Source organism: Agromyces sp. NPDC056965 (assembly GCF_042673425.1).
Classification (GTDB): domain Bacteria; phylum Actinomycetota; class Actinomycetes; order Actinomycetales; family Microbacteriaceae; genus Agromyces.
This window is the reverse complement of the sequence record NZ_JBHURI010000030.1, coordinates 1-16032: the sequence shown is the minus strand read 5'-3', so window position 1 is coordinate 16032 and position 16032 is coordinate 1. Positions and strand designations below refer to the sequence as shown.

The window sequence follows — 16032 nt, the reverse complement described above, 5'->3', positions numbered from 1 at the left end:
GGTTGGATGGCGGTCACGCAAGGCCGCGAGGTGCACAGCACGTTGGGGCTTCGCATCGGGAAGTCGACAGCCTCGCGCTGCTCGGGTTCGGCGTGCTGAGGCGGCGTGGTCATACTTGAGGCATGAGTGAGCAGCGCATCGCTGCGCCGTCAGAGTCGACCGCGCCGAACCGATGGGCTCGGTCTCTCGTTGTGGTGTTCCTCTGCGGTGCCGGGATCGGCGTGCTCGGCGGCATGATCGGTCTGGGCGGGGCCGAGTTCCGGCTACCGTTGCTGATCGGCCTGTTCGGGTTCGCTGCGCTGCCAGCGGTGATCATGAACAAGGCGATGAGCCTGCTCGTCGTCCTCACCGCGATCCCGGCACGATTCGCGAGCGTGCCAATGTCAGAGCTCTCGCCGTACGCGTACATCGTCCTCAATCTGCTCGCCGGCTCTCTCGTCGGCGCCTGGGTTGGGGCGCATTGGGCGACGAAACTCCGATCCCAGACCTTGTACAGGGTGATCGCCGTGCTGCTGGTGCTCATCGCGGTTCTGCTGTTCGTCACTCATTTCTTCGTCGTGGAACCGTTGAACATCCCGCCGATTCCGCGCACCATCCTCGGCGTCCTCGCGGGCGCCGCGATCGGCGTCGTCGCAGCGTTGATGGGCGTCGCGGGTGGTGAGCTGCTGATCCCGACGATCGTGCTGCTGTTCGGCACCGACATCAAGATCGCCGGCAGCCTCTCGCTTGCCGTGTCGCTCCCGACGATGCTGGTCGCGTTCGCCCGGTACAGCCGTGACAACAGCTTCAAAGTCCTCGGGCAGAACAAGAGCTTCCTGATCGCGATGACGGCCGGTTCGATCGCCGGCACGATCGTGGGCGGGCTCCTGCTCGGCGTTGTGCCCTCCGCGGTGCTGATCCCTGTGCTCGTCGTGCTCTTGCTGCTGTCGTCGGTGAAGGTCTGGTGGCACGATTAACCCGTCGGCTACGCGAGCAGGAATTGTTCCCGGCGCCAAGGGCCGTCGCGGGTCACCGGTTGCGCCGCCGCACCGCACTCGCCCAAACCCACGTGTAGCAGTTGTGGCCGTTGCGTTGCCATCGAACGAGCACTGCACCATCAGTCCAGGCGACCGCTTCGCCGTGCACAAGTCGTGGGTCTTCGTAGATGACGCGATGTCGGATCCAGGCGTCGACTTGGATCGGCTCTTGAGCCTCGACCCGCCTACCGGTTGTGTTCAGCTCCTCGGTAGTCAGCGCGATCGGCGTGCCTTGTGCTTCGTCGAGTCGTGCAGCTCGAGCCAGGTTCTCGTCGAGGCGCGTGCCGTAGCGGTGGTTCTGGGTCACAGCACGACTCGCTCGACGACCCAGCCGCCACCCGCGCGGATCAGATCGACTGTGAGCGACAAACCGGCCTCGGATCGGACGCGCAGCCTCCAGCCGATGTGCCGCGACGGGGGATGGGTGAGTCCCTCGGGAAGTAGATCGGGTTCTTTGGTCAAGGGCACTGGGGATCCCGTAACTCGCCACCGCTCGCCACGGAACTCGAGTCGAGTCGGCGCACCGTTCTGCTCCCAGACGGCCGCCGGCTCCGTGACGGTTGTTGCCATTGCGCCTCCCTGCCATTCGAACGCTTGTTCGAATGTTAGTCGAGGGGGCATGACACGTCGAAACGATTTTCAATGCGCCAAGATCTCGAGCGGTGGAGTTCGGTGCTACCCGGCCGAACTCTTGCGGCTCTCATCTAGAGTGGCGGCATGACCGACGCGCACGAAGCGAACCCCGCCGGCCGCCTCTGGGCACTCCTCAACGAAACCATGGGCTATTCGCGGCAAGGCTCGACCGTTGCAGTGCGCCAGATATGGTGCGATTACTTGGGGATCTCAGTCGGCGACGATGTCGAGTACTTCGCCGCGATCGCCGAAGTGATCAGCATGCCGAACCAGATCGCAGATGCTGTTGCTCGGATCGCCCATCCCGTCCCGCCGGCAGACGTCTTGCTCGAGCCGCTCGATCCTATCCGCGCAGCGCTCGGGTTCGCAGCAAGCCCCGGTGCTTCGGTCTCGCAGATGATGAGCAACGTTCACGAGGGACATCTCTCCACCCTTCGCACCTGCAGCTTCGTTCTTACTAGTCAGGGGCCGCAGCCGACGCTCGGTGAACAGCGCCGCGTCGAGCTCATCGAGCATGCCCGGAGCATCGTCGACCTGCTGCTCAGCGATACTGACCTCCCAGTCGACCTTCGACGCCAGATCCTCACAGCTGCCCAACGAATCATCGCTTCACTCAGTCTCTATAAAGTCGCCGGCGCCGAAGCAGCGCTCGACGAATGGGACCGAGTAGTTGGCGCTTTGATCAGGGATCCGGAGGCGATACGGCAGCATGCCAAGCATCCTGCGGTTCAGCGGCTCAACAAGCTCGGAGCTGCCCTTCTGGTAGCGATGAACATCTATACAGGGATACCCGCGATCGGTGCCGCCACTCACACATATGCTGAGCTGCTTGGCAACGCCACTGTCGTTGACGCCACATCACCGAACGACGCTCCCGTTGTGGACGACAACGACGTCGAAGACGATAGCGGGGCTGCCGACGACTCTGTCATGCACGCAGAGCCGTGACAGATCCTGCAAGCGCCCTCCTCTCGATCGGCGCCGACACTGCCCTCGGTAAGGCGTTGACATTCGTCCAAGGCATCATTCGACGACTCAGCTTCCGGAGGCGCGCAGCGCGCCACGCGTACGACGAGCTCAAGGAGTATGGCCGCCCCTACTCCCGTCGGCAGCTCCGCAAGCTGCTGCGGGCTGCGGATGTGAAGCGGGCGATGACTTCCCGGCGACCGGACGCCATCGCTTCCGCCATCGTGGTGATCTCCGCTGCCCATCGCGACCGCACGACCGAATCCTCGATCTCACCGAATAAGGTGTTCAAGATCCTTGAGCGCGGGTATTTTGCTGCGTCTGAACAAGTTCACCGGGATCTCGTCGTTCGTGACGAGATGAACGAGAGATTCGACCAACTCACGGTGACCGGGAGTGCTCGAGATGCGCTTTGGGAAGCCAACATCGATCGGTTCTATCCGCCATTCGCTGACGATGCCCGGGCGCTTCGTCAACGTCACGGCGACACGATTGACCGGTTGATCCACGAACTTGAACATTCGCCCGACCGGGCAGCGACACTCCGATCCTGGTCAAAGACGCCGCCGCCCTGGTTGAGCAGTGAGGGTGACATCGCCGGATGGATTGGTGAGCTCGCTGCGAACCTAGACCGACCGGAATCGGCGCTCCCCTGGTTCGACCGCGCGGTCACCGCAGGCGCAGTCCCGGCCGAGTACTGGCGCGCGCGCCAAATGCAGCTGTCCAACGCCGCCTCCGACCAATCGAATGTTGAATCGCTCGATGATCTGGCAGACGACCCCTTGATCGCGGCCCTGATACGAGGCAGCTTCGAAGAGCGCCTATCAAACATCCGTGCATGGCAGCCGCAGACGGCGACGCAACGCAGCTACCAGGCCAGCGTAGTCACCCAGTTCCTGCTCAACCTCCTCGAGTCCGATGAGGCGATCAGCTACGGAACTACAGCATTCAACGAGTACTCGTACTCCGGAGCTGGGATGAACGCCGTGGAAGCACTCATACAACGAAGCGCGCGACGCCCTGAAACTCACGCCGAAGACACTGCAGCCGCGTACACCCTCGCCGTTCGTATACGTGATGCCCGAAGGACTTGGGGCCTTAGCAGTGGTAGCGCGGTCGCGAAAGCAATCAAAGCGGCCATGATGCTCTCGGACATCGACCGGGCGCGAATGCTCTCGAGCGCGCCGGAAGCCACTGACGACGAAATCCGTCACCCAGAAGTTCGCAACGAGATGGCCACGGTGATGATGCTGGGCGGCGACATTCAGGCATCGCGACAGTTCATCGACGATCAGACGCCGCGTACCCTGCAACTGCAAATTGATTCTCGCGAAGCGGAGCTGCTCGACCAGCAAGACGAAGCTAACCGGCTTCTCGCCGAGGCGATCGATGCGACCAATGACTGGAACGAAAGAGCGCCCCTGTGCTTCCGACTCGCGTTACGCGGCGTCGTGCATCCTTTCGTTGAGGACCTTCGGATCGACAACCCAGAGATTGTCCAGGAGATCGAGCTGGTGGCCGACCTCAACTCTGGCCGACCAGGAGCAGAAGCGAAAGCACGTGCAAAGTCCACCGAACGACCGACGCTGGCGCTTTCGCTGATCGCCAGGTTCGAGGCAGCTGGCCGCTGGACCGAAGTCATCTTCACCGCAGAGCAAGCTGCTCAGCAATGGTCGGACCCCGACTTCTGGTTGAAAGCAGCCCGCGCCTACCTCGCCCAAGGTGATCACCCCAATGCAGTGGACCGTGCCTCGAAAGCGCTACAAGTCGGCGGCCAAGCGTGGGGTAATCGTGCAGACGCGCACATCGTGCAAATCGAGGCCGCATCCGCTGTCGGTGATTGGCCCACCGCGCTCGTTAACGCACGTGCATTGATCCAAATACGCCCTGAATCGGACACCGCTCGATGGGCTCTCGTTCAAATACATCGCATGTCGGGAGACGTCGATCAAGCCTGGTCGGAATGGAAAGCCGGAAACCAGCGGCCACGCCCGAGGAACCAAACCGAGGCGAACATCTGGTTCGAGTTGTTCCGTCTTCACGGGCCCGACATGGCAACGCTGTCCGAGTTCTTCGATGTTGTCGACCAATTCTCCCAGGTGGCCGAGACTCGGAACCTCGCGCTCGGGGCGCTCGCGTTCGCACCACAAGGGGAAACCGAGGAGTCGCTGAACCTCAGCACGTTGCTTGACAGATTCGAGAAGGAATACCCAGAGGAACAGCACGCCATATGGCGTATCCAGACCGACGCGGAAGAACCGGAGGATATCCTCAAACAACTGGATGCCGCGATCGGCCCGCGCCAGGAGCTTCTTGGGACCCTTGACGAGCATGTCCGCTCCGGGACCCTGCCGATTGGTCTGGCAGCGCAGCTGGGTGGGAAGCACGTAGCAGAGCTGCTGACCCGCCGGCACAAGTCCCCACGATTCGCTGGATCAATGGACGGGGACGAACGGCAAGACGAGGCTGTAGGTGCTGCGCTCCAGTTGGGCGCAGCGGTGGACGTCACAGCTCTGTTCACCTTGACGCTGCTTTCAACAGACGAGAGCAACATGATCGTTGCGGCCCTGCCGCGCATGGTCGCAACACCGGCACAAATGCTCGATGCAAGCGCGAATCGCGAACGGTACTCGACACGCTTCGACGCAGAATTCATACAGAGCACGACAACGACAGAAGCGAGCGTCCTGCTCAAGGATCCCATCGAGCTGAACGTTCAGCGAAACGTTGCCGGGCGGCTGGTCGAATGGTTCCGACGGGTAGAACGCCGGAGCGCACGGCCAAGTAGCCCCAAGATTGCGGAGCAGCTCGATCTCGACGACCACACATGGGCTTCGGCGATCGACCTTGCAAAGGATGCAGATTTGCCGCTCTGGTGTGATGATGCCGCAACCCGGCGGCTCGCAGACGACCAGGGGGTAAGAAGCTTCGGGACCCCAGCTCTTATCGAGTTTCTTCGCCGAACTCGCCACATCTCTGAAGCATCCGCGGACAACCTCGATGCGCAACTCATACACAACTGGACGGTCGGAATCGAGTACCGCGCGATTGTGTTCGATCTGGTGGCCCGGATCGATCAGCATGCGCCGCTCGGCCTCACCGCCGCCATCGAATTCGGCGGCCCGAGACACGCGAGGGAGAAAGTCGACTTCGCCGTGAAGGCGATGGGCATTGTTGCTTCGATGCCCGACCAGCTCGGAGGCTGGACGAGTACAGCGTTCCGCTATCTTGCAGGCATCGCCGACGCTCAGGCGACGATCGAGAACCACGTCGTCTTGGTCCGTGAGGTTCTACTTCAACCCTGGATGACGGCGTCCTATCTGCGATTCATCGCCGCAGCTGGTCGGTCTGTCGCCGCCGACCATTGGCTTGATGCCTTCGAGAGAGGCTTCGCGGAGATGTACTCGCGTGTCTCACAACATTCCGACCGTTCATCAGCTGCAGGCTGGGCACTCGGGTTGACCGCCGAGCTTGAACCCGCTGAGCGGCAGGCAGCGCTTCGCGCTGTGCTCAGTAGCTGACACCAATCGTGACGACAGTTGCAGTGATGTGTCGCAGCTGAGGTGGGAGCTAGAGTGCGTCTTCGGCACTCGCGTGGACTGCCACGGGCAGGAGAAGTCAGCTGGGTTCTGCCGCTGCCTCCCGGGCCTCCGCGCGTGGGGAGATGCGCCAAAGGCCCCCGAACTGGTCCTCCCGCGGGCCGCGGGCGGCCGGTAGTCTAACGGCCACCCTACGTCCCGGAGGTTCCTTGTGGCCGACCCGAATGAGCCGGTAGAGCCGTGGCTTCTGGCCATCGACTCCTGGATAAAGAAGGTGCGCGCAAAACGTGTCGCGGCTGGCGCACGGATGAAGGCGGGACCGAAGGCCACCGACGGCCGTGCGGCCGGTGGGCCGGCGGCCACCGTCCCCGTCTGGAAGAAGCTGACTCCTCGGACGTGGGGGACTGTCGCCGTGACCGTCGTCATCGTGTCGTTCATCGCGGCCCCGGTCATCGGCACCGCGATCCGGAACGGACAGGAGCAGTCCGCGGCGGCGGCGCTTGAGCGGGAGGCTGAGGAGCAGCGGCAACTGAACGACGCGGCGGAAAAGAAGCAGGACGAGGAAGAGGAACGCCAGACCGAGAAGGACGAGAAGCAGGCGCTGGCCGATGCACCGGACAAGATCGTCGAGATCGATGAGGCGATCGCCTCATCGCCGTGGGCGGCCACGGAGGACGTCGCAACCCTGACGACAGCGAAAGACGAACTGCAGAAGGCGATAGACCGGAAGGACGGTGCTGCCGTCCGGAAGGTGCTGATCGGGTTGCCAGCAGTCTCGTCCATCCTCGGGTCACCTGAGCAGGCGCAGGACAAGGTGTTCTTTCAAGCGATGAAGGCTGCCGGCCGTTCCGATGTCGATCCGGCTGCAGTGTACTGGCAGGAACAGACTGTGAAGATGCGCCAGTGGTGCACGGATACGACCGCCCAATGGCAGAACCAACGCCCTGCGGCTGCTGAGAAGCTCCGTGGGTTCGACTCGAGCCTCGATGCGGCGATCGCCGCGTACTGCCCAGACTTGGCCGGCTCGAAGCAGGCGGCGGCAGCGATGATCGGTGACGGTAAACGAGCTGTCGGGACGAGCGTCGCCGCCGGCGTGTGGCGCACTCTCGGCCCGGCGTCCGATTGTTACTGGGAACGTTCAACCGGTGGCGGCGACATCATCGACAACAGCTTCATCAGTCACGCACCCGACGGGGTCACGGTCGAGGTGTTCGCCGGTGAAGGGTTCACCATTCAAGGCTGCGGGCTTTGGGAGAAGATCGGCTGATCTGATTCCTCGGAGACAAGCTAGGTGCCATTCCCGAATCATCGTCGCTAGGGGCGATCGTCCGGACCTCATCAACGATCTCACAAAGCGACCACAGCGGCAGGACGACCGCACGGTCTCGTCGGCGCACGAGATCCTTGAACCAAGAGATCGCTGTTCGTTGAGCCGCAGGAACGGAGCTGAAGGGCGGCTGGAAACCCGAATCATGCGAGATCGCAACAGACGAGGCCGGGACTGAAGGAATTTCGGTCCCGGCCCCTTCTATTTGTCCTGGATCCGCTACCGTGGGCACGCTTCTGGCGCAGCAGCTCGGCATCTTGAGGCTCCGCTGACCAGGCCGCTGCTCAGCGGATTCCTGCAGCTCGACTTCCGATGCGCTGTTCCCGTTGTGCTTGTTTACGCGTCGTCTTGACATTCCCGATGTCGTGGGATTAGATGCCAGAGAACATTTCCTAAACCCTCTTTTAGAAATGAATCTGACATGGCCCTCAATGACATGGCACCACACGAAGCCCGTTTCGAGAACCTCCGCCTGGAGAACATGGAACGGTGCTTCCTCGTGCTCCGTGATGCCGGCGCATCGACCGTCGCCGACCTCGCCGAAGCGACGGCGATGTCCCGACCGACAGTCCGCGACCGCCTTCAGGATCTCACCGCCCTGGGACTGGTCATGGAGATCGAACGCGTCGTTCGCAGCGGACAGAGCTCCGGCCGCCCGGCGTCCCGCTACATGGTCAGTCCCGTCGCCGGCTTCGTCATCGCCGTCGAGATCGGCAAGCATGGCGACCGGATGCTCGTCTGCGACGTGACCGGTACGGTCCGCGCGCGGTACGCCTTCACGGTCGAGACGCCCAGGAGCATCGACGACCGCATGGAGACGCTCGCCCAGCGCGTCGCCGAGTTGCGGGTCACCCACGCCGGTCTCGGACCACTGCTCGGCCTGGGTGCGACCGTTCCGGGCACGCTGACCTCGGACGGCCTGATGGCACGTTCCCCGGTGTTTCCCGAGTGGGCCGGTCGGAACATTCAGGACGTGTTCGACGCCGGATTCGACGTACCGGTGGTGCTGCAGAACGACCTCAACGCTGCGGCGATCGCCGAGCACCGACACGGAGCGGCCACCGATTTCGACGACGTCGCCCTGGCGCTCGTCTGGCATCAGCTCAGCGTCGGCCTCATCATCAACGGCGCGCTGTACGCAGGCCATCGCAGCATGGCCGGTGAGATCAACCAGCTCCGCTCCTCGATGCACTCGGACCTCCAGCAGGCGCTGCCGTCCATGCCGGAGTTCCTCGCCGCCGTCGACGCGGCCGAGGCGGGCGACAAGGACGCGCGTGAACTCGTCGAGCACTTCGCCCGAGTCGCCGGCGAGCAGATCGCGGGTGTGCTGGCGACCACCGATCCGGCGATCCTCGTGCTCTACGGGGCTGCGGCCGCGCCCGACTGGGTCAGCGAGCTGGTCACCGCCGCAGCCCATGAGGGGATCGACGGGCGAGTGCCGACTCCAATCGTCCAAGCCGAACTCGGCGACGATGCGGCCGTCACCGGTGCGCTCATCGCCACCCTCGACGACGTTAGCCGCCGACTGTTCGGCGAGACCGCGACTCCGGCCTATCGACTGGTCCCGAATCTTTCCGACCACCCGACTCGATCCGAGTCCCAGACCCACAGCACGATCCAACAATCAGAGGAGAAAGCACGATGAACCGCAGGTATGCAAAGACGCTTGCCGTGACAAGCATGGCGGCGGCAGCCGCGCTGGCGTTGGCCGGCTGCTCAGCAGGAAGCTCGGAAGGGAGTGACGGCGCCGCGAACGTCGTCTACGTCGTTCCTTCGAGCTGGGCCTCGGCCGGGGCCTTCGCCGACAATGTCGCCGCATGGGAGGAAGAGACCGGAAACACCGTCGAGGTGCAGGCGATTCCCGACGAGCAGTACGACGACACCGTGCGTGCGCGACTGCAGGGCGGCGACGGCATCGACATCTACGCCGGGCAGGACGCGGTCGAGGACCCGTCGGCCATCATGCTCGAGGTCGATGAGTCGGCCTTCGCCGACCGGATGGCCGACAGTGTGGTGGAATCCATGCGCGCCGCCGACGGCAAGATCTACGGGTACCCCTCCGCCGACGGGTTGAGCTCGTTCGGCGTCATCTACAACAAGGACGTGTTCGGCGCGGCCGGCGTCGAGGTGCCGACGACGCTCGCGGAGCTGACGAGCGCATACGACTCCATCAAGGCGACGGACGTCACGCCGCTGTTCCTCTCAGGCGGTGACGGCTGGACACTGCTGCAGCACCGCAACGCCGTCAACGCCGACCTGCTTGGTGAGAATCCGGATGTCGCCGACGAGCTGGCCGCGAACGACACGACCTGGAGCGAAGTTCCGGGGATGCTGCCGCAGTACACGGCACTGCAGGAATGGGTCGAGACCGGCGACGTCAACGCGGATGCGGTGACGGCCACTTACGAGACCGCCATCAAGTCGGTCACCGACGGTACCGCCGCGACCATCATCAACGGCTCGTGGGCCATCGGCGAGCTTCGCAAGGTGAATCCCGACGCGAACGTCGGCTTCTTCGCGCTGCCCACCGAGGACGGTGCCAACCAGATCGCCCTCACGCGCCCGAACATCCTGCACATCGCGGCATCGAGCAAGGTCGCCGAAGAATCGACCGACCTGCTGCAGTTCCTGATCGAGCCTGAGAACGTGGCCGCTCACCTGGCGATCGCCCCCGGCATCCCGGCATTCACGGACGTGACCGTGGAAGACATGGACCCCGCCATCGGTGACATCCAGGCGTACATCGAGAACGACCAGGCCGGTCCGGCGTTCGACACCAGCACCACCTTCCCCACGCCGCAGGATGACATCATCGCGTCGTACCAGGAGCTCGTGGCGAAGCAGATCGACGCGAAGACCTTCCTCGAGCAGCTCGACGCTTCCTGGAAGAGCGCCGGCGAGACTGCCGGTCGCGAGGGCTTCTAACCCATGAGGCGGGGAGTCACGTCGCGACGCGGCAAGAATGTTCTCGAGGCGAACGCCTATCCGTACTGGTTCGGTGCGCCGGCAACCCTCATATTCACGGTCTTCTTCGTGCTCCCCGCCGCGCTCGGTCTCTGGCTGAGCTTCACGAACGCGTCGACCCTGTCCCCTCGGCAGGAGTTCATCGGATTCGACAACTTCGAACTGCTCTTCGGCAGCAACGGTGCCGCGTTCTTCGGGGCGCTCGGCAACCAGTTCGCGTACGCGATCATCACCACCATCGGGAAGACGGGGCTGGGCGTACTGCTGGCCTTCTTCCTGAACCGGGCGTTCCTCGGGCGCAACCTGCTCCGAGCGATCGTCTACATGCCGATCATGTTCTCGACGATCGTCGTCGGCATCGTCTTCGGGTTCATCCTCGCCAATGACGGCCTGCTGAACTCCTTCCTTCGCAATATCGGCCTCGGCTTCGTGACCCAGGACTGGTTGGGAAACTTCGACCTGGCGCTCTACTCGGTGACCGCGATCGATATCTGGATGGGAGTCGGCTGGACGGTCGTGCTCGTGCTCGCCGCGCTCCAGAGCGTTCCTACGGAACTGCTCGAGTCGGCGGAAGTGGACGGCGCGAGCCCGTTCCGCAGGTCGATCCATGTCTCGCTGCCGATCATCGCCCCGACCGTCGGGCTCGCTGCGCTGCTGACACTGATCTCCGGGCTCAAGTCGTTCGAGATCATCTACGCCACTACGGGCGGCGGGCCTGGGCATGCAACGGAGGTGATGACGACGTTCCTCGCCAAAGCCCTCGGCACCACCAACCTGGGCTACGCCTCGGCGATCAGCTTCGTGCAGTTCGCCATCATCACGGTGATCGCCCTCCTGATCAACGTAGTCAACCGTCGCATCGAAGCAAGGACCTCATGACCAAGCGACTGGCCCCACGGGTCGCCACCTACCTCATCGCGGCGGCCGTCGGCATCGTCTTCATCGTCCCGATGATCCTCGTGCTCCTGAACTCCTTCAAGTCCACCAGCGAGGCATCCGGCTTCACCTTCACACTGCCCACCGAGTGGCGCTTCGACAACTACCTCACCGTCCTCGCAGATCCTGGCGTCGCGGTCGGCCTCGTCAACAGCGTGATCATCACCGTGGGCGTAACCGGCGGCGCGATCATCGTCTGTGCGCTGGCCGGATACCTGATCGCCCGGCGCGTGTCGCGAGTGACCACCGGTCTCTACGCATTTCTCCTCGCGGGGCTCATTGCGCCGTTCTCATTCATTCCGGCGATCCGGGTGCTGCAGTGGTTCGGCCTCTACAACACTCATGCGGGCCTGATCCTGGCGGACATCGCGACGCAGATCCCGTTCATGGTGCTGATCTTCGTGAGCTTCGTGCGTCAGATTCCCCGCGAGGTCGACGAAGCAGCGATCCTCGATGGCGCCGGCCCGGTGCGGATGTTCTTCCAGGTCGTGTTCCCGCTGCTGAAGCCAGTCACCTTCACGGCGCTCGTGCTGCTGTTCACCTACGCGTGGAACGAGTTCCAGAACGTGCTGTTCCTCACGTCCAGCTCGAAGACATGGACCATGCCGATGACCGTGTACAACTTCCAAGGCCTGCACACCTTCGACTACTCGCTGGTGAGCGCGAACCTCGTGATCACCATCATCCCCGTCCTCATCGTGTACCTCTTCTCGCAGAAGTACATCCTCTCGGGCATGGTCGCCGGCGCAGTCAAGGGCTGACCTGATGAAAGCCCGACCTTCTTACTCCCAACCGAAAGGCGTCATGCTCGACCTCGACCGGCACGTCCGCACCCAGTGGTTCCTCGAGGACCGATTCGGGATGTTCATCCATTGGGGTGCATTCTCGGTCCATGCGCGCGGCGAATGGGCCCGCTCCTGGGAACAGCTCTCGATGCAGGACTACCAGCCGTACGTCGACGGGTTCACACCGGACTCATTCGACGCCGAGGCATGGGCCGACATCGCCGTCGCCGCCGGCATGAAGTACGCCGTGCTCACGGCGAAGCACCACGACGGATTCTGCCTCTTCGACACCGCGGAAACCTCGTACAGCACCATGAACAACGGATTCGGCCGGGACGTGGTGGCTGAGTTCGTCGAAGCCTTCCGCCGCCGCGGCCTGAAGGTCGGGCTGTACTTCTCCTTGATCGACTGGTCGCACCCCGACTACCCGGCGTTCGACGACGCACACCATCCGCACCGGGCTGACCCCGCCTTCGAGGGTAGATCCCATGACTTCGATCGCTATCTCGACTTCATGCACGCGCAGATCCGTGAGCTGGCCACAAACTACGGGCAGCTCGATCTCATGTGGTTCGACTTCTCCTACGACGACCTGAGCGGAGAGGTCTGGCGCGCCGCGGAACTCGTGGAGATGGTGCGCGGCCTCCAGCCCGGCATCCTCATCGACAACCGCCTGGAGGCAAACGGCGGCAGCTTCGGATCCATCGTCACCGACGAGCCCTCAGCGTGGGCGGGAGACTTCGTCTCACCCGAGCAGCTGATTCCGACCGACGGAATCCGCGACGTCCGTGGCCGGCTCGTGCCGTGGGAATCGTGCATCACGCTCAACAACCATTGGTCCCACTTCGGCGGCGACGATGCCTACAAGTCGAGCCGGACGTTGATCCGCAAACTCGTCGAGATCGTGAGCAAGGGCGGCAACCTCCTGTTGAACGTCGGTCCGCTCCCGGACGGGCGGATCGATCCGCGCGAAGCGCAGATTCTCGCGGAGGTCGGCTCATGGCTCACCGAACACGGCGAGAGCATCTATCGGACTGGCATTGCCGGACTGCCGAAGCCCGAGTGGGGCTACTACACGCGCAGAGATGACACGCTCTACGCCCACGTGCTCGAGCAGCCGATCGGGCCGCTCGCCCTCACCGGGGTCGATCCCGACCGGATCGCAGCGCTCGAGCTGGACGGCCGTGAGATCCAGAGAGCGGAGTCGTGGCTGATCGAGGCGTATCCCGACGTGGCCTTCGTGAGCTTCGGCGACGGCGATCCCAGCTTCACCTACCCGCTGCCCGACGACACCGACACGGTCGTGACCGTGCGCCTGACCGCCGAAGGCGCAGGCACCCGTTGACGCCCGAGATCGTCCTCCTGCGCGGGGGAAGCGTCGCGCTGGCTGTCGACTGCAGGGGGCGACGAGCGCAAGTCGTGCACTGGGGAGCCGACCTCGGCGCGCTCGACGATGGGGCGCTGCGGGCGCTGGCTGATTCCGCCGTGCCGGCGCGCCTGAACGCGACGCCGGACGACCCCCTTCGGTTCAGCTTGCTGCCCACCCAGGACGATGCCTGGACGGGGCGCCCCGCTGTCGCGCTCGCGCGCGGGAGCGTGGCGCTGAACCCGCGATTCCTGTTGGCCGACTGGTCGATCGACGAGCATGGAACCACCGCTGCGAGCGCGCGATTCACGCTGCGGGATGACCGGGCACTGGCCGAGGTCGTCGTCGAGCTCGCTCTGGACCGCTACGGGGTCCTCGAGCACCGTCGAGAGATCCGCAACCTCGGACCTGGCGCATTGTCGGTCGAGGCGCTGAACGCCGCACTGCCACTTCCGAGGCGGGCGGCGGAGATCCTCGATTTCACCGGGGCGTGGATCGGGGAACGCACCCCGCAGCGCCTCCCCGTCGCCTTCGGCACCCATGCGCGCGAGCAGCGACGCGGCCGGACCGGGCACGACTCGTCATTCGCGACGATCGTCGGCACACCGGGCTTCGGGAACCGTCGTGGCGAGGTGTGGGCGATGCACACGGCGTGGAGCGGCGATCAGGCCGCATACGTCGAACGCTCGCCCGACGGCGCCGGTGGGCTGGCGAGCAGCCTCAGCGGTGGCGAACTGCTCCGGCGCGGCGAGATCGAGCTCGGCTCGGAGCAGTCCTGTCGCACGGCGCCCGTGCTGTTCACGTGGTCGGAACGGGGGCTGGACGGGATCTCCGAGCGGTTCCACGCCCGACTGCGCGCCCGCACGAGTCATCCCACCGGCCCGCGGCCGCTCGTGCTGAACACCTGGGAGGCGGTCTATCTCGACCAGGATCTCGAGACGCTCGTGCAGCTGGCCGATCAGGCTGCCGAGATCGGTGTCGAGCGGTTCGTGCTCGACGACGGCTGGTTCCGCGGGCGCCGAACCGACCGTGCGGGCCTCGGTGACTGGTACGTCGATGAACAGCGTTGGCCGGACGGGCTGCATCCGCTCGTGGACCGGGTCCGCGCGCACGGCATGGAGTTCGGCTTATGGGTCGAGCCCGAGATGATCAATCCCGATTCGGATGCGGCACGCGATCACCCGGATTGGTTCCTCACACCCGCAGACGGCTGGCTCTCACGATCCCAGCACGTCCTCGATCTGGCCAACCCCGAGGCCGCGAACTACATCCTCGAACGGCTCGATGCTCTGGTCGACGAGTACCGGATCGACTTCTTGAAGTGGGACCACAACCGCGACATCCTCGAGGCGGCCACTCACGCGCACACTCGCGCGGTGTACTCCGTAATGGACGCATTGCGCGCCCGACATCACGGGCTGGAGATCGAGTCGTGCGCCTCCGGTGGTGCGCGAGTCGATCTCGGTGTTCTGGAGCGCACCGATCGCGTGTGGGCTTCCGACACGAACGACCCGATCGAGCGTGAGCGGATCCAGCGCTGGACCTCGCTGCTGCTTCCGTTGGAGCTGATCGGGTCGCACGTGGGCGAGTCCGTGGCGCACACGACCGGCCGCACCGCGTCGTCGAGCCTCCAATTCATCACGGCGCTGTTCGGCCACTCCGGGCTGGAGCTCAACCTCTTGAACTGCACGGCCGCTGAGCGCGCGAACCTGTCCCGGTTCGCCGGCGCGTACCGTGAGCTGCGAGGCCTGGTCCACTCCGGAGTACTGATCCACGCCGATATCGACGATGAGGCCGCCCGGCTGTTCGGGGTCGTCTCGCCGGGGCGGGACCGCGCGCTCCTCGCCCACGTGCAACTGGGGCTGAGCGTCGGCCAGCAAGGTCGTGTGCTCATTCCGGGACTTGATCCCGACTTCGAGTACGACGTTCGCATCCGCACCGAGCTCGGGCACCCGGATCGAGGGGACAGCTCGGGCCCGGCGTGGTTCGACGCAGCGCTCGCGGGGCGGCTGCGGCTGCCGGGTGCGATCATCGAGCGCGCAGGCCTGTCACTTCCGCCGCTGCGGCCGGGAACCGCGGCGCTCATCGAGTTCGCCCGGGTGAGCCCCTAGCGCGCGGTCGCCGGGCGGCACGCAACAGCACCGCTCCCGGTGACGCCCGTCCAGAGGTCCTTGCTGGATCGACGACATGCCTGCTACATGGCGGGACGGCGCCCGTCGGTGCGCGTCCCCGGCGAAGTGCGCCTCGATCCAGCCTGCCGTCATGCCCGCGTCCGGGTCAAATGTAACGAAGAAATAACGAAGCTCGGCGGCGATCTCCGCGGAGTGATTCGTGTGATGCACTTGCGATCGTTCATTAACGAAATGGGCTATCGGAAATGAAAATCCGAAGACAGACACCCAATGGAGGATGTTGTGGCGAGAGTTCGTTCCTGGCTGTCCCGGCTGGCGATTGCCGTCGCCGTCGCGGTGGTAGCGCCGTTCACCGGCGCCTACACCGC

11 protein-coding genes are annotated in these 16032 nt (G+C 64.3%); 10 read left to right on the top strand and 1 reads right to left on the bottom strand.

The annotated features are described in order from the left end of the window. Nucleotides 1–122 precede the first annotated feature (122 nt). Nucleotides 123–956 carry a TSUP family transporter gene (locus ACFTQE_RS09585; protein WP_376924838.1) on the top strand — a complete coding sequence of 278 codons (834 nt, stop codon included), beginning with the start codon at nt 123–125 and terminating at the stop codon, nt 954–956. Nucleotides 957–1008: 52 nt separating this feature from the next. On the opposite strand, the gene ACFTQE_RS09580 is transcribed toward ACFTQE_RS09585, so the two are convergent. Beyond that, the gene (locus ACFTQE_RS09580; protein WP_376924837.1) at nt 1009–1323 is read right to left on the bottom strand and encodes a hypothetical protein; all 315 of its coding nucleotides are present in this window, start codon (nt 1321–1323) and stop codon (nt 1009–1011) included. A 410-nt stretch (nt 1324–1733) separates the two neighbouring features. Here ACFTQE_RS09580 and ACFTQE_RS09575 point away from each other — a divergent pair, with 410 nt between their 5' ends. The 9 genes from ACFTQE_RS09575 (at nt 1734) to ACFTQE_RS09535 (ending at nt 15643) form a co-directional block, all read left to right on the top strand. After that, complete coding sequence (locus ACFTQE_RS09575; protein ID WP_376924836.1) at nt 1734–2597, top strand: hypothetical protein; 864 nt, start codon at nt 1734–1736, stop codon at nt 2595–2597. Next, the gene (locus ACFTQE_RS09570) at nt 2594–6136 is read left to right on the top strand and encodes a tetratricopeptide repeat protein (protein WP_376924835.1); all 3543 of its coding nucleotides are present in this window, start codon (nt 2594–2596) and stop codon (nt 6134–6136) included. The genes ACFTQE_RS09575 and ACFTQE_RS09570 overlap by 4 nt, the downstream gene beginning before the upstream one ends. 229 nt (nt 6137–6365) lie before the next feature. Continuing rightward, nucleotides 6366–7421, top strand: a complete 1056-nt coding sequence (locus tag ACFTQE_RS09565) for a hypothetical protein (RefSeq protein WP_376924834.1) — start codon at nt 6366–6368, stop codon at nt 7419–7421. A 481-nt stretch (nt 7422–7902) separates the two neighbouring features. Next, entirely contained in the window at nt 7903–9126 is a 1224-nt protein-coding gene (locus tag ACFTQE_RS09560) for an ROK family protein (RefSeq protein ID WP_376924833.1), read from the top strand. Between the two features lie 35 nt (nt 9127–9161). After that, nucleotides 9162–10406, top strand: a complete 1245-nt coding sequence (locus ACFTQE_RS09555) for an ABC transporter substrate-binding protein (RefSeq protein WP_376924861.1) — start codon at nt 9162–9164, stop codon at nt 10404–10406. 3 nt (nt 10407–10409) lie between these two features. Then, the gene (locus ACFTQE_RS09550) at nt 10410–11324 is read left to right on the top strand and encodes a carbohydrate ABC transporter permease (protein ID WP_376924832.1); all 915 of its coding nucleotides are present in this window, start codon (nt 10410–10412) and stop codon (nt 11322–11324) included. Next, complete coding sequence (locus ACFTQE_RS09545) at nt 11321–12142, top strand: carbohydrate ABC transporter permease (RefSeq protein WP_376924831.1); 822 nt, start codon at nt 11321–11323, stop codon at nt 12140–12142. Before ACFTQE_RS09550 ends, ACFTQE_RS09545 begins: the two co-directional genes overlap by 4 nt. 4 nt (nt 12143–12146) lie before the next feature. Beyond that, nucleotides 12147–13511 (top strand): alpha-L-fucosidase, encoded by a 1365-nt coding sequence (locus ACFTQE_RS09540; protein ID WP_376924830.1) that lies wholly within the window; start codon nt 12147–12149, stop codon nt 13509–13511. Next, nucleotides 13508–15643: an alpha-galactosidase gene (locus ACFTQE_RS09535; RefSeq protein ID WP_376924829.1), complete on the top strand. Its 2136-nt coding sequence runs from the start codon at nt 13508–13510 to the stop codon at nt 15641–15643. Before ACFTQE_RS09540 ends, ACFTQE_RS09535 begins: the two co-directional genes overlap by 4 nt. Nucleotides 15644–16032 lie beyond the last annotated feature (389 nt).